General features: G+C 74.5%; 14 protein-coding genes. 5 read left to right on the top strand and 9 right to left on the bottom strand.

The window, feature by feature from the left end:
* Window positions 1–493: class I SAM-dependent methyltransferase (locus tag VR44_RS12630; protein ID WP_045947551.1), on the bottom strand; the 493-nt coding region annotated here is incomplete at its 3' end.
* A 116-nt stretch (window positions 494–609) separates the two neighbouring features.
* The gene (locus VR44_RS12625; protein ID WP_045947550.1) at window positions 610–1,482 is read right to left on the bottom strand and encodes a LysR family transcriptional regulator; all 873 of its coding nucleotides are present in this window, start codon (window positions 1,480–1,482) and stop codon (window positions 610–612) included.
* Window positions 1,483–1,595: 113 nt separating this feature from the next.
* Between VR44_RS12625 and VR44_RS12620 the strand changes: the two genes are divergently transcribed.
* Window positions 1,596–2,195, top strand: coding sequence for a short chain dehydrogenase (locus VR44_RS12620; protein ID WP_045947549.1), 600 nt, complete (start codon window positions 1,596–1,598; stop codon window positions 2,193–2,195).
* 14 nt (window positions 2,196–2,209) lie between these two features.
* Here VR44_RS12620 and VR44_RS12615 read toward each other — a convergent pair whose 3' ends face one another.
* A complete protein-coding gene (locus VR44_RS12615) occupies window positions 2,210–5,656 on the bottom strand; it encodes an endo-alpha-N-acetylgalactosaminidase family protein (RefSeq protein WP_045947548.1) in 3,447 nt (1,148 codons plus the stop codon).
* A gap of 388 nt (window positions 5,657–6,044) precedes the next feature.
* On the opposite strand from VR44_RS12615, the gene VR44_RS12610 reads away from it, so the two are divergent.
* Window positions 6,045–6,560 (top strand): hypothetical protein, encoded by a 516-nt coding sequence (locus VR44_RS12610; RefSeq protein ID WP_045947547.1) that lies wholly within the window; start codon window positions 6,045–6,047, stop codon window positions 6,558–6,560.
* A gap of 27 nt (window positions 6,561–6,587) precedes the next feature.
* Here VR44_RS12610 and VR44_RS41155 read toward each other — a convergent pair whose 3' ends face one another.
* The 4 genes from VR44_RS41155 to VR44_RS12590 form a co-directional block, all read right to left on the bottom strand.
* Window positions 6,588–7,517 carry a phosphatase domain-containing protein gene (locus tag VR44_RS41155; RefSeq protein WP_245691747.1) on the bottom strand — a complete coding sequence of 310 codons (930 nt, stop codon included), beginning with the start codon at window positions 7,515–7,517 and terminating at the stop codon, window positions 6,588–6,590.
* Window positions 7,518–7,521: 4 nt separating this feature from the next.
* Window positions 7,522–8,739: an RNA ligase gene (locus VR44_RS12600; protein ID WP_045947546.1), complete on the bottom strand. Its 1,218-nt coding sequence runs from the start codon at window positions 8,737–8,739 to the stop codon at window positions 7,522–7,524.
* Window positions 8,740–8,849: 110 nt separating this feature from the next.
* Window positions 8,850–9,809, bottom strand: a complete 960-nt coding sequence (locus VR44_RS12595) for an SLAC1 family transporter (RefSeq protein WP_052713579.1) — start codon at window positions 9,807–9,809, stop codon at window positions 8,850–8,852.
* 126 nt (window positions 9,810–9,935) lie between these two features.
* A complete protein-coding gene (locus VR44_RS12590; RefSeq protein ID WP_045947544.1) occupies window positions 9,936–10,562 on the bottom strand; it encodes an alpha-ketoglutarate-dependent dioxygenase AlkB in 627 nt (208 codons plus the stop codon).
* Window positions 10,563–10,726: 164 nt separating this feature from the next.
* Here VR44_RS12590 and VR44_RS12585 point away from each other — a divergent pair, with 164 nt between their 5' ends.
* Window positions 10,727–12,352 carry an AMP-binding protein gene (locus VR44_RS12585; RefSeq protein ID WP_045947543.1) on the top strand — a complete coding sequence of 542 codons (1,626 nt, stop codon included), beginning with the start codon at window positions 10,727–10,729 and terminating at the stop codon, window positions 12,350–12,352.
* Between the two features lie 20 nt (window positions 12,353–12,372).
* Here VR44_RS12585 and VR44_RS12580 read toward each other — a convergent pair whose 3' ends face one another.
* Together VR44_RS12580 and VR44_RS12575 are read right to left on the bottom strand one after the other, a co-directional pair.
* On the bottom strand, window positions 12,373–14,469 hold the full coding sequence (locus VR44_RS12580) for a SpoIIE family protein phosphatase (protein WP_045947553.1): 2,097 nt from the start codon (window positions 14,467–14,469) through the stop codon (window positions 12,373–12,375).
* A 293-nt stretch (window positions 14,470–14,762) separates the two neighbouring features.
* Window positions 14,763–15,377, bottom strand: a complete 615-nt coding sequence (locus tag VR44_RS12575) for a hypothetical protein (RefSeq protein ID WP_045947542.1) — start codon at window positions 15,375–15,377, stop codon at window positions 14,763–14,765.
* Between the two features lie 137 nt (window positions 15,378–15,514).
* Here VR44_RS12575 and VR44_RS12570 point away from each other — a divergent pair, with 137 nt between their 5' ends.
* Together VR44_RS12570 and VR44_RS12565 are read left to right on the top strand one after the other, a co-directional pair.
* Window positions 15,515–16,192 (top strand): response regulator transcription factor, encoded by a 678-nt coding sequence (locus VR44_RS12570; RefSeq protein WP_045947541.1) that lies wholly within the window; start codon window positions 15,515–15,517, stop codon window positions 16,190–16,192.
* A gap of 88 nt (window positions 16,193–16,280) precedes the next feature.
* A complete protein-coding gene (locus VR44_RS12565) occupies window positions 16,281–17,651 on the top strand; it encodes a sensor histidine kinase (protein ID WP_425424499.1) in 1,371 nt (456 codons plus the stop codon).
* Window positions 17,652–17,704 lie beyond the last annotated feature (53 nt).

Here is a 17,704-nt window from a genome sequence, read left to right as displayed (position 1 = left end):
GGCTGCTGACGGTGACCTCGTGGCCCATGAACTCGATGTCGAGGGCGTCGATGTCGCCCGGGACGGTCGCGACGACGAGGTAGCCGCCGGGTACCGTCCAGGAGGCCATCCGCTCCAGGCAGGCCCCGACCTCCCGCTGATCCATCATCAGCAGGGGGAAGAAGGCGCAGACGGCGTCGAAGCCGCCGGGTCCGGGCGGTGTCCAGGTGCGGACGTCGGCCTGTTCGAAGCGGGCGCCGGGGACCCGGGTACGGGCGAGGGCGACCATCTCCGGGGAGACGTCGATGCCGGTCACCTCGCAGCCCGCGCGGGCGAGGGTCTCGGCGGTGGGGCGGCCGGTGCCGCTGCCGACGTCGAGCACGCGGGCGCCGCGGGGCAGCCGCGCGGCCAGCCAGTCCAGGGCCTCCCGCTGGGCGGGGACGGCGCCGAAGGCCTCCTCGTAGCGCCCCGCGAGCGCGTCGAACACCTCTGCGGCGGTCTTGCGACCGGTCATCGTGCGGCCTGCCTCTCGTCGTCGTCCCCCGGTGGTCCCGGGCCTCTCGGCGCAGGATGCCCGCCGCGCGGGCCGTCCGTACCCGGGAACGCGAAATCCGGGGGCCGGAGCGGGTGTCAGCCGCTGACCGTGTCCCGGACCGCCGTGAGGAACTCGGCCGTCCCCGGGTGCGTCGGGTGATGGGGGTAGGAGACGTAGACGGTGGCCGGCGGGGCGTCGGAGACCGGGAGGAAGCGGACGCCGGGGTGGCCGTGGCTCTCGGCGGTGCCGGCGCTCGCCACGCCGAAGGCGCCGCCGGTGGCGATCAGGTTGAGCCATTCGTCGACGTTGCCGACCTCCACCGTCCGGGCGGGGCGCGCCTGCGGCGGCCACAGCTCCGGCGAGGCGGTGCCGGCCTCGGGCCACATGGCCAGCGGCAGCGGCAGCGGGGGGCCCGCGGTGAGTTCCGCCAGCAGGACGCTGTCCCGGCCGGCGAGCGGGTGGTCGTCGGGCAGGGCGGCGACCCGGTCCTCCGTGTACAGGGCCTCGCTGCGGATGCGCGGGTCCTCGGGGAGGGTGCGCAGTACGGCGACGTCGGTCTCGCCGGTGGCGAGGCCCGCGGTGGCGTTGTCGCGCCGGACCACGTCGAGCGGGGTGCCGGGGTGGGTGCGGCGCCAGGCGCGCAGCAGCGGTACGGTCTGCTGCCCGAGCACGGCGCAGGTGTAGCCGAGCCGCAGCGGGCGGGACTCCGCCCGGGTGTCGGCGAGGGCGGCGTCGAGGTGGGAGAGGATGGCGCGGCCGTGTTCCAGCAGGGTGGTGCCGGGGCCGGTGAGGGCCAGGTGCCGCGACGACCGGTCCACCAGCCGGACGCCGACGCGGGCCTCCAGCTGGGCCAGGGTCCGGGAGAGGGCGGGCTGTGTCATGTGCAGGCTGGCGGCCGCGGCGGTGATCGTGCCCGCTTCGGCGACCGCGTCCAGCGCCCTGAGGTGCCGCAGTTCCACATCGTCCATGCCTGTGGAGCATAGTCACTGCCCAGACGGCATTTCCGGACGGGCCGCGCGGTCCATAACGTCGGAGGTGCCCGGCGGGAGGTACCCCCGGGCTTGGCTCCCTGGAGGTCGGGATGAGGATTCTGCTGGTGGGCGCGGGCGGCACGCTGGGCACCGCGGTGCACAAGGCGCTCGCGGCGCGTGGGCACGAGGTGGTCGGGGTGGGCCGCTCGGGCGGTGACCTGGTGGCCGACGTCACGGACCCGGAGCAGGTGGCCCGCCTGTACGCCCAGGCGGGTCCGCTGGACGCGGTGGCGGTGGCGGCCGGTGACGCCGTGTTCCGTCCGCTGTCCGAGCTGACCGCCGACGACTTCGCGGCGACGCTGCGCGGCAAGGTGCTGAGCCAGATCGAGCTGGTCCGCCAGGGGGCCGCGCACCTGGCCCCGACCGGTTCGTTCACGCTGATCAGCGGCATCCTCGCGGAGCAGCCGATCGTGGCCGGGGCGGCCGCCTCGGCGGCGAACGGCGCGGTCGAGGCCTTCGTGCGCGCTGCGGCGATCGAGCTGCCGCCGCAGCGGATCAACGTGGTGAGCCCGACGGTGCTCGAGGAGTCCCTGCCCGCCTACGGTCCCTTCTTCGCCGGGATGGAGGCCGTCCCCGCGGCCCGGGCGGCGGCGGCCTACGTGCGGTCGGTCGAGGGGGCGCAGACGGGCCAGGTCTACCGGCTCCACTGAGCGGGGCCGCGGCCTCAGGGCCGGTAGCCCACGTCGAGTTCGGCGACCGAGGTCCAGGGGTTGCCGTTCACCTCCCGCGTGGCCCTGAGCCTCACGTAGCGGGCGGCCCGGGGGGTGAAGGCCGCGTCCTGCACGCCGGTCCCGTCCGCCCAGGTCCCGGAGGCGGCGGCCGGGCCCCAGGTGGTCCCGTCCACGGAGGTGAACACCTGGTAGTCGGCGATGCGCCCGTTGCTCTGCGTCTGCCGGGGCAGGACGTGCAGGGCCGAGACCGGGTAGGAGGCGCCGAGGTCGAGGGTGATCTCGTGCGGCATCGGTGCGGTGGCCGCGTACCACTGGGTGTGCCAGATGGTGGCGGCCTCGCCGTCGAGGACGTTGGCGGCGCTGCCGTCCTCCCCCGCCGTCTCCTGGCTGTCGACGGCGCTGACCCTCATCCTGTTCCGCGGCACGAGGAGTTCGCCGTCTCCGGCCGGGCCGAGGTCGTCCACGGTGAGGTCGTCCAGAATGAGGTCCGCCTCGTTGTGGGAGCCCTCGGCGCTGACCTTGCGGACGCCGATCCAGGCGTCGGAGCCGGCGGTGAACGTCCGGGTGAAGGCGGTGGCCGTCCGGGCCTGCCCGAGGGCGGTGGCGCTCTCGGCGGAGCCGTCGCCGGTGATGAACCGGTAGTCGCCGGCGAAGCCGTTCTCGTAGCGGAAGCCGACCCGGTAGGCGTGCCCGGGGGTGAACCGGAGGGTCTGCGGGAGGGTGCGGTAGACCAGGCCGGGGCGTTCCTCGTGCGATTTGAGGGAGTTCCGGCCGCCGATCACGTCGTCGACGAGTTTCCCGTTCCATCCGGCCTGGGTGTAGGGGGCGTTGCGCTGGGCGATGTGCGTACGGGGGTCGGTGGCCTGCCCGCCGGCGCCGCCGAAGACGAAGGGGCCCCAGCCGGCGTCCACGTTCTCGAAGTCCTCGGCGTAGGTGTGCCCGTTCAGCGGGGTGCGGGCGGAGCGCACCACGCGTACGTCGTCCAGCCGGACCGTGCCGGGTCCGGGGGCGGCGGACAGCGCGAGGAGGGCCGTGGACCGGCCGGCCGGGACGTCGAAGAGCACCTTCATCCGCTGCATGGTGGTGCCGTTCTTCTCGCTGCCGCCCAGGTCGTTCACCAGCGGGGAGGAGTCGGCGTACACGGACTCGGGGCCCGCGGCGCCCGCCGGGGTGACGGCGAGGGTGGCGGCGCGGCCGGCCGGGGTGGAGACCCAGACGGAGGCCGCGTAGGTGCCCGGGGTCAGGCCGGTGAGCTGCTGGGAGACGGCCGGGGCGGTCTGCGGGGCGAAGGTGAGCTCGCTCTGCCCGCGGTCGTTGCGGGTGACGGCGGCTCCGGTCCCGGTGACGGTCCAGGCCGCGAGGTTCCCGGCGGTGAACGAGGGGTCCTCGACCGGGGTGCCCTCGCCCCAGCGGGGCTCGGGCCGGGCGGACGCGGCGCCGTCGGTGACCACGTAGGCGGTGCGGGCGTCGGCCTCGATGGTGATCCGGTTCCCGGATCCGACGGCGAGGGGGCCCACGAGCTGTCGGCCGGTGTCGGTGAGCCGGTACAGGGTGGGCGCGCGCCAGCCGGCCGGCAGGGTCCAGGTGGTGGGGCCGCCCGCGTCGTTCCAGTGGTAGAGCTTCCCGTCGCGCGGGAGCAGGTAGGCGGAGCCGTCGAGGACGGTGCGGCCGCCGGTGGTGATCCGGCGGGTGCCTCCGGCGTTGGTGACGGTGGTCCCGTTCTCCAGGGTGACCGTGTCGGCGGTCCACTTCACGATGGGGGATTCCTGGAGGTACTTGGTCGGCAGGTCGGTGCCGAAGGTGGTGTTCAGGAAGGCGGGGTAGTCCGTCTTGCCCTGCCAGCCCTCGTAGGCGGCGAGTTCGGCGCCGCCGAGGAGGGGGTGGCGGGCGATCCAGTCGTCCTTGGCGTGGTTGGCGATGAACCGGGCGATGGTGGAGTTCACGCCCTTGAGGTCGCTTCCGCCGTAGCCGACGTCGGCCGCCCAGTGGTGCCAGAGGGACTGCTCGGTGAGGGTGTTGGGGAACTCGGTGGCGAGCTGGAGGCCGAGGCCGGCGACCTCGCGCTGGAGCTTGCGGGAGACGTAGCCGTCGCCGTACCAGACGTCGACGTAGAGGAAGTCGAGGCCGGGCGCGGCCGCCTTGAGGTCCGTCAGCCGCTTCAGCCGTTCCCCCGACTGGCCGTCCTTGCGGGTGTCGACGTAGTACGACTGGTCGAGCCAGTCCCAGCCGAGGCCGCCGCTCTGGTGGGCGGGGTCGAAGGTGGTGGAGACCGGGTACTCCTCGGTGGCGTTGACGTGCACGCCGAAGTCCGCGTTCCAGGCGTGGCCGGCGGTGGTGAGGGCGTTCAGGGCCTCGGCACCGCCGAGTCTGGCACCGATGTTCTTGTAGTCCATGTGCGCCGAGTCGTGGCCCTCGGAGGCGTAGCCCTTCAGCAGGACGAACTGGCCGAGGCCGTCGGTGGCCAGGCTGACCCGCTTGGTCTCGTCGAGGGTCTGCGCGAAGGGGTGGGTGGCCTGGGAGGCGAAGTTGAAGGGGATGCGCTGGACGACCCGGCGGGCGGTGTCCTGCCAGCCGGTGGGCGGGGTCCAGATGTCCCGGTAGGCGACGGCGGCGTCCTGCCAGTCGACCACGGAGTCGGCGTTGCGGTCGGCGGTGACGGCGACCCGGACGTAGGGCAGCGGTTCGGTGTCGGTGTCGGCGGCGCCCTGGGCCCGGTACAGCCAGGCCCCGCTCCACAGGCCGGCGCGGCGGTAGGAGCCGTGGTCGGTCACCCGTTTGCCGATCCGGCCGTTCTCGCGGGCGGTGCCCCCGGAGGGGTTGTCGTAGAGGGAGTTGGAGTCGATGGCGGCGGCCAGCCGGCCGGTGCTGAGGAGGCCGTACATCACGGTCGTGGCGGCGGGGTCCACCGGGGTGGAGGCGGTGACCGGGGTGAAGGTGTCTCCGGTTCCGGTGGTGGCGGTGTGCATGGTGGCGGTGGCCAGCGCGGCGCCGGGCTGGTCGCTGCGGACGCTGACGAGGGTGTGGTCCGGGATCTCGAAGCTGTGCACGCGCAGGGCGGGGGTGTCCTCGACGGCGGTGACCCGGAACTCCACGACCGCGCCGGTCACCGAGATCCGGGAGCGGACGGTCACCCCGGAGAAGGCCATCGTGTAGTCCACGGCGGAGGCGGAGGGCGTGGAGCTGACCTCGGGGGTGTACGCGGTGCCGTTGACAAGAACGGTGCTCAGGCGGTCCTCGTTGCCGTGGAGCACGTCCCCGGTCGCGCGCCGGGTGTAGTCGACGACGCGGGGGAAGGCCGGGTCCACGGTGACGGACAGCTCGGGCGAGGTGATCGTCACGGGTGCGGCGGCGGCCGGGGACGCCGCGGCCGGACCGGGTACGAAGAGGGCGGCGAGGAGACCGGCGACCGCGGCTGCGGCCGGCCAGAGGGGGGTGCGCATCGGGCCTCCGGGAGTCGGCGCTTCCTGACACGTACGGGAAGACCGCACGACTCCCTCCGGAGCCCGGCGGTCCGCTCACTGGCCTGCCAGCTTGCGGACCCCGGACGCCCAGGCCCATGGACAAAGCGCCGCCGCGTCCTGGACTTACCGGCCGGCCCCCGGCGGGCACCGGGACGACGGCCGTGCCGCACGCGCACACCTTGGTCGCGACATGGGCCGCGTCCGGGCGTACACCATGGGGACGGATTGGGCATTTCGGGCTAAACAGCGGCGCGTCGCCAAGAGCCCCCGCAGCCCCCCTGGTCATAGTCGTCCCTGGCGGCCGCCGGGCCGCCGCGCCCCGTCGCGCAGCGCGGCCGGGCGGGAGTCTTTCCCAGAGGAGCCGCTCATGCCCAAGCCCACCAGGACCATCCTCGCCCTGGCCGCCGGAAGCCTGGCGCTCGGCCTGGTCGGCGGGGGCGCCGCCGTCGCGGACCAGGGCCCGGCGGCCCAGGGCGCCGCCCGGTACCACGCTCCCGGGGACGGGAGGGACGACTACGACGACCCCTCCTACGACGAGGACGGCCACCACAAGCACCGCTACTCCCTGGGGAAGGTCGTCTCGCGCGGGCCGCTGAGCGTGCGCAGCAAGCCGACCACCCACTCGCACCTCCAGTACAAGGTGTACCCGCACGAGACCCTCGCCCTGAAGTGCAAGACGCGTGGCGAGAACGTCGCCGGGAACGACCTGTGGTACCTGATCGACCCCGGTGACGACGACCGCGGCGACGACTGGAGCGACGGGAACGACGGCGAGGGCCGCAAGAAGGCCCGCGGGACCAGGGACCGCGACGGATACGACAACGACTGGGTCTCGGCCCGCTACGTCAAGGACCTCAAGCCCGTCCGCTGGTGCCGCGACTGACCACGTCGGCCCGCGCGCGGTCCCGGATCAGAAGTCCCCGTAGTTGACCTGCCAGGTGGGCAGGCCCATCCGGCGCCAGACCGCGACCACCCGGTCCCGGTCGTCGAGGGACACGCGGACCGCGTAGCGCTCGCGCACGTGCGCGTCGAACAGCTCGGCCTTGACGACGTCGTCGCGCCGCGTGTCCCCCGCCGCGCGCATCCACAGCTCGTCGTACGGCACTTCGTGCGCGCGCAGCCAGGACTCGGTCTGCGGCCGGTGCTCCTCGCCGCGCCCCGACAGCAGCACGATCCGGTCCCCGCCGCGCCGGAAGGCGGCCAGCGCGTGCCGCACCGGCTCGTTCGGCAGGTCGAGTTCGCAGCGCGAGAAGTCGTACGGTCCCCGGTCCCCGGTGAGGGCCAGCGTCCCGTCGATGTCGCACATCACCGCGTCCGGCAGCGCCGGGTCCGCGACGTACGGCCGTACCTGCGGCTGGTCGTTCAGCCACTCGGCGGTCAGCCGCCAGCCGCCCTTGCGGGCCTTGGCGTGCTTGTCGGCCAGGATCCGGATGATCTCCTCGCCCACCGGCCGCTCCCGCTCGGCGTCGCGGCGCAGGCACTCCTCGACGGGCACGTCGGTGAAGTCGTGCACGACGAAGGTGGCCCGGCCCGCCACGGCCGCCTTGAGCCGCTTGGGGATGTGCGAGGTCAGATGGGTGTTGTCGACGACCACGTCGAAACCGTCCGCGACGGCCGCGACCACCGCCGCGTCCTGGACGGCGAGCACGGTCTGCTCGTGCCGGTACGAACGGCCCCGCTCGGGGTCGGGCACGTCGAGCATGGCCCGCAGGTCGTCGAGGTTGACCCGGCGCATCCGGCCGGCGGCCTCGGCCTGGAGGGCGCGTGCGGCGGTGGTCTTGCCCGAGGCCGGCAACCCCGTCATGACGTGGACCACGGGGAGTTCGGGCTCTTCGGACACGGTGTCAGTTCTCCTCGTCGGTGGTGAAGGGATCGGCCGCCTCGGGCCGTACGGCCCGCCAGGTGACGAGCTCGGTGGGGCGGCCGTCCAGCCGCAGGAACATGGCGGCGCGCAGGTCGCCGTCCCGGACCTCGCGCACGGCGCGGGCGAAGGCCGCCCGGTCGTCCGCCAGGTGCTCGAACTCCTTGTAGGCCTCGTCGATGGCCCGCTCGCGGCGTTCGAACTCCTCCTCCAGGCGGGCGATCACCTCGCGCACCCATGTGTCGAACTCGTCGGGGACCTGCTCCAGCAGCGCGTCCAGGGGCCGGCCGCCCCGGGAGCGGATGCCGCCGAGCTCGGCGACCGACAGGCCGAGGCCCTGGGCCAGGCGCTTGGCGGAGGTCCCGGCGAAGCGCTGGATGCCGTGGCTGCGCCAGATGTCCCGCTCGGTGACGCCGGTGAGCAGCTTGTGCAGGCGTACGTACTCGGAGAGCTTGGCCTTGGCGCGGACACCGGAGGCGAAGCGCAGGACGAAGCCCTCGGCGTCCATGCCGGTGGCGGAGGCGCCGCCGGGCAGGGTGTTCGACTCGGTGAGCGCGAGGAGTTCGGGCAGCGGCATGGCGGGCCATGCGCGGACGACGGAGCCGATGCCCTCCCAGTGGGCGGCGGCCTCGGCGAGCGGCACCTCGGCGCCGGTCAGGTCGAAGGCGGCGAGCAGGACGAGGTCCCGGCGGTCGCCGTAGTCGACGACGATCCGGTTCTGCGGGTACAGGATCTCCGCGAGGTAGGTGGTGCCGGGCACGAGGGCCGCGGTGTCGCAGGCGTCGAGGCGGCGCTGTGCCCAGGAGGCCTGGGTGCTGACGAAGGAGCCCTTGGAGGCGACGTGCCAGCGGTCCGCGTAGTGGAAGACGACGGCGAGGCTGCCGTCGACCTTGTCGTAGACCTCGAACGGCTCGTCGGGCAGGGCGGGGGCGTACGGCTGTCCCGATTCGTGCTCGCCGACGTTGAAGAACTTCGGCAGCGGCAGCGCGACGACGGCTCCCGTGGCGTCGTCGGCGACGAGGCCGCGGCAGCGCACGGTGACCTGGTTCCAGACCCGCTCGTACTGCGCGGTGCGCGTGTACGTGTAGATGGACAGCGGCAGTTCGGGGTGCCGCTTGCGGGTCACGTACCCGGCGTCGACGGCTTCCGCCAGTGCCTGTGCGGGCAGCAGGTCATGGAGAGTCAGGTGGTCCTGGCTCATGGGTTCCTCCCGGTTCGAGATGGCTCATTCTCACGTGCGGGAGGAGCTGTCCGGTACTCAATTACGACTGGTCACAGGCCTGTAGCGGGGCTGTGACACGGCCGGCCCCCTCAGCGCGGGCGGCGGGCGGGGCGGCGCGAGCGCAGGAAGGCCGCGCAGGTCAGGGCGCAGGCGGCGACCGCGATCCACAGCAGCACCTCGCCCAGCGGACGCAGCGGGGCCACGCCCGTCACCGGGGCGGCGGTGAGACAGGCGGTGGCGGTCATCCCGAGGGGGAAGACGGTGGACCAGCGCCGGATGTCGTAGCGCGGGCGGGGGCTGCGGACCTCGGCGGCGAGCAGGACGGCGTACCAGAGGAGGGAGAGGGCGAGCGCGGTCAGGGTGGCGGAGCGCAGGACCGTGTGCGCCGGGCCGGCGGCCCCCGCGGGCGAGGCGGTGAGCTTCGCAGCGGCCAGGGCGGTGATGGCGAGGGAGCCGCCCGCGACCCAGTGGTCGCCCGCCCCGCCGAGCACCTCGCGGAAGTCGAAGCGCAGCAGGGCGAGGGCGTACAGCAGCACGCCCAGGCAGAAGAGGGCCAGTGCGGCGGGGGCGAGCCAGTCGAGGCGGTGGGCGGTGGCGAGGGCGGCGGACAGGACGGCGAGGCCCTGGGTGGCGACGCAGCCCAGGAAGACCCCGCCGGGCATCCGGCGCCGCCAGTGGCGTACGACGGACAGCAGCAGCCCGGGCCAGAGCAGGGCGGCCAGGACCAGCAGGGCGGCGGCCGCTTCCGGGCGGCCGAGCTGGGAGAGACGGGTGCCGAGGACGGTGGTGGCGGCGACGGCGGTGAGGGCGGCCGGGGTGTCGGCCTCGGCCCGGAAACGGCCCCGGTCGGCGGTGAGCCGGACGGCGAAGTCGGCGGCCAGCAGGAGCCAGAGGGCTGCGGCGACGGCCAGTGCGGCGAGGGAGAGCAGGCCGTGGCCGGTCAGCTCCAGACCGACGGACAGGATGCCGGCGGCCATGACGGCTCCGCCCGCGGCGGGTGGGAGGGCGGCCCACCAGTCCCGCAGCGGGCTGGGCCGTCTCTTCCGGATCTTGCTGCCCCGGCTACCGCTGGGGGTAACCCCGGTCAAGCCCGCGCCGTCCGGTGCCGTGCATCGGTGCCGGGCGGCGCGGGCCGGGCGAGATCCGGAAGAGACGGCCCAGGGCTGCGCATGGCCTCACAGTACGCCGCGGGTGCGGAACTGGACGCTGATGCGGGGTCCGACGGCGCGTGCCGTCTTGGGGACGGCGTGCTCCATGGTGCGCTGGCAGGAGCCGCCCATCACGACGAGGTCGCCGTGGCCGAGGGGGAGGCGCAGCAGGGTGGGGCCGCCGTCGCGGGGGCGCAGGACGAGGTCGCGGGGGTCGCCGACGGAGAGGATCGCGACGAGGGTGTCCTCGGTGGCGGAGCGGCCGTGCCGGTCGCCGTGCCAGGCGACGCTGTCGCGGCCGTCGCGGTAGAGGCAGAGCCCGGCGGTGACGAACGGTTCTCCGAGTTCGGGGGCGTAGTGCCTGCTGAGGGCTTCGCGGGCCTCGGTGAGGACGGGGTGCGGGAGGGGGTCGCCGGCCCCGTAGAAGGCCAGTAGCCGGGGCACCTCCACCTCGCGCTCGTACATCTGGCGCCGCTCGGCGCGCCAGGGCACCTCGGCGGCGAGGTGTTCGAACAGGGCGTCGGCGCCGGTCAGCCAGCCGGGGAGGCGGTCGACCCAGGCTCCGGCCCCGAGTTCCGTGCGCTCCAGCGGCGAGAGGGGGCCGAGCCGGATCTCGTCGGTCTGGTCGAAGAGGGAGCCCTGGAGTGCGTGCATGGTTCCAGCCTACTCCTCCATTCGAACGCACGCTCGATTGCTGGGGAGTGTGAATCCCCGGCAGGGATCTGGCGGGACGGGGCCGGGGACGCGATCATGGGCGGGCGCCGGGCCACCGCCGGGCGCGCCCGCCGCCGTCCCGGCCATCCGCCCAGGAGGTACGTGTGTCCGTCGCGTCGAGTTGTGCGTCCGGGAGTGTGGAGGTGCCGCTCCTCGAGGAGACGATCGGGGACAACCTCGACCGCGCCGTGCGGAGCTTCCCCGGCCGCGACGCCCTCGTGGACGTGGCCGCGGGCCGCCGGTGGACGTACCGGGAGCTGGCCGCCGACGTCGACGCCCTGGCCCTCGGCCTGCTGGACCTCGGGATCGTCCAGGGGGACCGCGTCGGCATCTGGGCGCCCAACCGCGGCGAGTGGACGCTCGTGCAGTACGCCACCGCGAAGATCGGGGCCATCCTGGTCACGGTCAACCCGGCGTACCGCTCGCACGAGCTGGAGTACGTGCTCAACCAGTCCGGGATCCGGCTGCTGGTCGCGGCGGAGCGCTTCAGGACCTCCGACTACGCGGGGATGGTCGAGGAGGTCCGGCCGCGCTGCCCCGACCTGGAGTTCACGGTCCTGTTCGACGGGCCGCAGTGGGAATCGCTGCTGGAGCGCGGGCGGCAGGGCGATCCGGCGGTGCTGGCACGGGCCCGGGCGGCCCTGCACCCGGACGACCCGATCAACATCCAGTACACCTCGGGCACCACGGGCTCCCCCAAGGGCGCCACCCTCTCCCACCGCAACATCCTGAACAACGGGTTCTTCGTGGGCGAGCTGTGCGGCTACACCGAGGCGGACCGGGTGTGCGTACCGGTGCCCTTCTACCACTGCTTCGGCATGGTCATGGGCGCCCTGGCCTGTACGAGCCACGGCGCGGCGATGGTGATCCCGGCGCCGGCCTTCGACCCGGTGGCCACCCTCGCGGCGGTGGAGGCCGAGGCGTGCACCTCGCTGTACGGGGTGCCCACGATGTTCATCGCCGAGCTGGCGGCTCCCGGCTTCGACGGGTACGACCTGTCGAGCCTGCGGACGGGGATCATGGCGGGCTCGCCGTGCCCGGTGGAGGTGATGAACGAGGTCATCGAGCGGATGGGGATGACCGAGGTGTCCATCTGCTACGGCATGACGGAGACCTCGCCGGTCTCCACGCAGACCCGCGCGGACGACTCCGTCGAGCGCCGGGTGTCCACCGTCGGCCGGGTGGGACCGCACCTGGAGGTCAAGGTGGTCGACCCGGAGACCGGCCGGACCGTCCCGCGCGGCACCCCGGGCGAGCTGTGCACCCGGGGCTACTCGGTGATGATCGGCTACTGGGGCGAACCGGACAAGACGGCCGAGGCCGTGGACCGGGAGGGCTGGATGCACACCGGCGACCTCGCGGTGATGGACGCGGACGGCTACCTGAGCATCACCGGCCGGATCAAGGACATGGTGATCCGGGGCGGCGAGAACCTCTACCCGCGTGAGATCGAGGAGTTCCTCCACTCCCACCCGGACGTCCTGGACGTCCAGGTCATCGGGGTCCCGGACGCCAAGTACGGGGAGGAGCTGATGGCCTGGGTGCGGATGCGCGAGGGGGCCGAGCCGCTGACCGCGGAGTCCGTGCGCGCGTACTGCGAGGGCCGGCTCGCCCACTTCAAGATCCCGCGGTACGTGCACGTGGTGGACGAGTTCCCGATGACGGTCACGGGCAAGATCCGCAAGGTGGAGATGCGGGCGATGGCCACCCGACTGCTGGAACAGGGCTAGCCGGCACGCCGGTGTGGAAGTCACCGGCCGGGATCAGATCGGACTCCGGGTTCCTCGTATGGTTCCCGGGCCTCGCCCCGCGTACGGCCGAGGCGGGCGAGGACGAGGACGGTGTCGTCCGTTGCCCCGTCGGGCAGCAGGGCCGCCAGGATCCGGTCGGCCTCCTGCTCCAGTGGTCCGGCGGCCCGCGCCAGTTCGGTGCGCAGGGCGTCGAGGCCCGCGTCGATGTCCTGGCCGCGCGCCTCGACGAGCCCGTCGGTGTACAGCGCGAGGACCGCCCCGTCGGGCAGTTCGGCCCGGGTGGAGCGAAAGGGGACGCCGCCGACCCCGAGCGGGACTCCGGGGAGGTCGCCGAGGGTTTCGACGGTGCCGTCCGGGTGGCGCACCAGGAGCGGGGGGTGGCCGGCGTTGGCGAGGCGGGCGCGGCCGGTGCGGGGGTCGTAGACCACGTAGAGGCAGGTGGCCAGTTCGATGCCGGTGTCCTGGGCGGCCGCGTCCAGTTCGGCGAGCAGCCCCTCGGGGTCGGGGCAGTGGCGGGCCAGGGCGCGGGCGGTGATGTGCAGTCTGCCCATGGAGGCGGCGGCCGGGACCCCGTGCCCCATGACGTCTCCGACGACGAGGGCCACCCGGCCGTCGGGCAGCGCGATCACGTCGTACCAGTCGCCGCCGACCTCGGTGGCCCGGCTGCCGGGGAGGTAGCGGTGGGCGACGTCCACCTGCGCGGTCGTGTCCGGGGCCGTGGGCAGCAGGGCGCGCTGCAGGGTGAGGGAGATGTCCTGGACCCGGCTGTAGAGGCGGGCGTTGTCCAGGCACAGGGCGGCTCGGGAGGCGAGTTCGCCCGCGAGGCCGAGGTCCTGTTCGGTGAAGGCGGGGCGGCTGGCGGCGCGGGCGAAGACGGTGATGCCCTGGACGTGGCCCCGGGCGATGAGCGGGGCGATGACGACCCAGCCCACGCCGCTGTCGAGGAGCTGGCGGGCGAGGTCCCGGTGGCCGGCGGTCCGGGCCGCGAACTCCTCGTCGACGCGGACGCACAGCGGGCGGCCGGTGCTCAGCATCCGGTGGATGCCGGAGCCCGGCGGGTAGGTCACCCGGTCGAGGGCGGCGAGCAGTCCGGGGGCCGGGGGCGGCAGGACGGTGCCGGAGGCGATCCTGCGGGTGGAAAGGGGAAGGTCCGGGTCGAAGGCCTCGGAGGGGTACGTCCACTCGACCATCTCCACCACGGACCCGTCGCAGAAGTCCGGCATGACCGCCTCGACCAGCTCCCGGGCGGTGGTGTCCACGTCCAGGGTGGTGCCGATGAGGGCGCCGGCCCGGTCCAGCAGGGCGAGGCGCCGGCGGGCGGCGGTGGCCTCCAGCAGGGCCTGTTCCCGGTCGGTGACGTCGACCAGCAGACCGCCCACCCCGGCCCGGCTGCCGGCCGTCCCGCTGAGGGGGAAGAGGCTGACGGACCGCACCTGGTCCACGTCGGGACGGCCGGGCGTACGCATCCCGACCAGGACGCCCACCAGTGGGCGGCCCTCGTCGGCGACGGCGCTCAGCATCCTGCGGAACTCCCCGCCGTCGGCGGTGATCATGATCTCGGCGGGGTCGCGGCCGAGGTGGTCGGCGACGGGGATGCCGTCCATGTCGGCCAGGGCCTGGTTGAGGTGGACGTAGCGCAGCTCCTCGTCCAGCATGACCAGGCCGATGGGGCAGGTCTCGAAGAGGGCGTCGAGGAAGGCGAGGTTCGTCTTCACCCGGTCGAGCTCCTCGCCCCGGCTGGCCAGCGCCATGACCACCGTGGCGCCGGCGGCGTCGGCGTCGGCGTCGGCGTCGGCGCTCCCGGTCACCGGGAAGACGCGGAAACCGCAGTCCATGACGGTGCCGTCACGGTGCAGGGCGGGCAGCCGGGCCCGCCAGTAGCCCAGGGCCAGGGCCCGCTCGACCAGCCGCTCGGCCGGGCCCGGCCCCTCGGGCGGCGCCGGGAAGAGGGCGGCGGCGGGCCGGGACAGCGCGGTGGCGGCCCCGTACCCGAAGAGGTCCTCCGCTCCCGGGCCCCAGTACCGGACCCGGCCGGCCGCGTCGAGGCCGAAGACCGCGACGGGCACCTGTTCGAGGAGCGGACCCGGCTCGGACATGATGGGCCCGGGAGCCCGCGCGCCCCCCGGCTGGTCCGACGGCACGAGTGGCCTCCTCTGCCCGGGTCACGCCGCGTGGCCGTCCGCCCCGCACGGCGGAGGGAGGCCCCCTTCATTCTGCGCGCCCCCACGGGAGGCGGCTCCCGGGGCGCTCTGAACGCCGCCCCGGGCGGGCCCGGGCACGCCTGCGCCCCGGGGCCGGGGCCTTGCCCCAAACCTGGACCGTGCCCCAAAACCGGAGCGTGACCGTGCCCGGAACCGGAGCGTGACCGGAGCCGGGACCGTGCCCGGGGTCAGCCCTTGGCGAGCGGGGTGTTCGCCGTGGGGGTGCCGTCCGTGCCGGAGAGGGTCACCGCGTGGCGGACGCCGTCGGGGCCGAGGACCACGGCCTGCCAGGCGCTGCCGCCGCCCTGCTGGGGGATCGCCCGCAGGGCCTCGACCTTGCCGCCGGGGACGGCCGCGGCCGCCTTCTGCGCGGCCTGGTCGATGGGCAGGGCGGGAAGCGGGGCGCGGGCCCCCGGGGCCTTCCGCGTGAACTCCCCGCGCGCGGCGTCGGCCCCGTCGCGGACCTTCGGCTGCTTCGGGTGGGGACGCCCGTCCTTGGCGCCGTGCCCGCCGCCGTGCCCGCCGCCGTGACCGCCCTCGTGGTCGGGCGCGGACCAGCCCGGGCGGCCGTCCTTCGCCATCGCCTCGTGGTGGCCGTGGTGGTGTCCGGCGACCGCGACGGCCGCGGCCCCGCCGCCCACGATCACCGCGGCGGCCGCGCCGGCCACCGCCCAGCGCGCGCCGGCGCCCTTGGGCACCACGCGGGCCAGGCGGCCCTTGCGCCCAGCCTTGCCGTCACCGGCCGCCTCGGGCTGCGGCTCCGGCTCGGGGGTGTGCTCGGGCTGCGGGAAAGACTCAGACATGGCGGGACTCCTCGGAAAACCACCGGGCACCGCACCCGGCTCGTCGCAGAGCCTGCCGAGGCGATGCTGAAGCCCACCTGAAGCCCGCTGAAGACCTCTTCAGCAAAGCGCCGGCCGGGCCTGAGACCCTGGTCGGCATGCGCGTACTGGTGGTGGAGGACGAACGGCGGCTGGCCGCCGCCCTGCAGCGGGGCCTGCAGTCCGAGGGGTTCACGGTGGACGTGGCCCACGACGGCCCGCAGGGACTGTGGATGGCCTGCGAGCACGACTACGACCTGATCGTGCTCGACATCATGCTGCCCGGCCTCAACGGCTACCGGGTCTGCGCCCGGCTGCGCGCGGCCGGCAACGAGTCCGGGATCCTGATGCTCACCGCGAAGGACGGCGAGTACGACGAGGCGGAGGCCCTGGACACCGGGGCCGACGACTTCCTCTCCAAGCCCTTCTCCTACCTGGTCCTGGTCGCCCGGCTGCGCGCGCTGGCCCGGCGCACGGGCCGGCGCGGCCCGCAGGCGCTGCGGCTGGGCGACCTGCTGGTGGACCCGGCCCGCCACCTGTGCTCGCGCGGGGAGACGGAGATACGGCTGACCGCGAGGGAGTTCGCGGTGCTGGAGTACCTGGCCCGGCGGCCCGGCGAGGTGGTGCCCAAGCGGGAGATCCTCGAACAGGTGTGGGACAGCGCCTTCGACGGTGATCCGAACGTGGTCGAGGTGCACGTCAGCGCGGTGCGCCGGAAGATCGACGCCCCGTTCGGCCGGTCCTCCCTGGAGACCGTGCGCGGTGTCGGGTACCGGCTGGCGGCCGACGGTGGCTGAGTTCCGGGCGGTGCGCGGTCCGCGCCTCCTGACGCCGCTGCGCCGGGTGCGGTCGTGGCCGGGGCGGCTCCGGTCGCTGCTGCGCCGGCTGCGGCCCGCCACCGTCCGTGCCCGGGCCACCGCGGGCGCCGTCGCCGTGGTGGCCGTCGCGCTGGCCCTGGCCTCGGTCGCGCTGCTCGGGCTGCTCCGGTCCGGGATGCTGCGCAACGCCGAGCGCGACGCCGAACAGCAGGCGGTAACCATCGCGCAGCTCGCGGCGGGCGGCCGTCTGGACCGGATGCGGGCGCCCGTGCACGGCGCCGACTTCGTCCAGGTGGTCAACGCCCGCGGCCGGGTGCTGCGCGCCACCCCCAACCTGGCGGGACTGCCCGCGCTGGAGCCCGCCGGGCCCCAGCGCCCCGGCACGGTCTTCCGCACCTGGCGGATCCGCCCGCTCGGCGGCGAGCACCGCCAGCGGGTGGTCCGGGTCACCACCCAGACCCCCGACGGCCTGGTCTCCGTCTACGTCGGGACCTCGCTGCGCGACGTGGACGCCGCCGACGACACCACCACCGCCGCGCTCGTCGTCGGCGGGCCCCTGCTGCTGGCGCTCGTGGCCCTGGTGACCTGGCGGGTCATCGGCCGGGCGCTGCGGCCCGTCGAGGCGATCCGCGCGGAGGTCGCCGAGATCAGCGACCGCGACCTGCACCGCCGGGTGCCGGTGCCGCCCACCGGGGACGAGGTGGCCCGGCTGGCCCGGACGATGAACACCACCCTGGACCGCCTGGAGTCCTCCGGGATCCGGCAGCGCCAGTTCATCGCCGACGCCTCGCACGAACTGCGCAGCCCGCTGACCGTGCTGCGCACCCAGCTGGAGGTGGCCCTGGCGGTCCGGGACCCCGAGCTGTGGCCGGAACTGATCAGTGGGGCGCTGGAGGACACCGACCGGCTGGAGCGGCTCTGCTCCGACCTGCTCCTGCTGGCCCGCATCGACGCGGCGCAGCCGGCCGCGTCGGCCCGGCTGGACCTGGGCGGCCTGGTGCGGGACGCGGTGGACGCGCGGCTGGGCGACCGGGTACCCGTACGCGTCCGCGCCGAGGACGGGGTCGTGGTGGAGGGCAGCGAGCTGTGGCTGACGCGGGTGGTGACCAACCTGCTGGACAACGCCCAGCGGTTCGCCGCCGCGGGCGTGGAGGTCACGCTGCGCGCCTCGGGCCCGCCGGACGCGCGGACCGCGGTCCTGGAGGTCCGCGACGACGGCCCCGGCATCCCGCCCGCCGACCGGGAGCGGGTCTTCGAACGGTTCACCCGTCTCGACGACGCCCGCAGCCGCGACCACGGCGGCGCCGGCCTCGGCCTGGCCATCGCCCGCGACCTGGCCGCCCACCACCGCGGTACCCTCACGGCCGAGCCCTCCCCCACGGGCGCCCGCCTGGTCCTGCGCCTCCCGGTCATCGCGCCGGCCGCCGGGACGGACTGACGGAGCGTCCAATCCGGGGCCCGGCCGGGACAGGACCATCCTCCATTCCACGC

The sequence above is a fragment of the Streptomyces katrae genome (assembly GCF_000966975.1).
Taxonomy (GTDB): domain Bacteria; phylum Actinomycetota; class Actinomycetes; order Streptomycetales; family Streptomycetaceae; genus Streptomyces; species Streptomyces katrae.
Note: the sequence above shows the minus strand (reverse complement) of the source record. Positions and strands in the feature narration are given on the sequence as shown.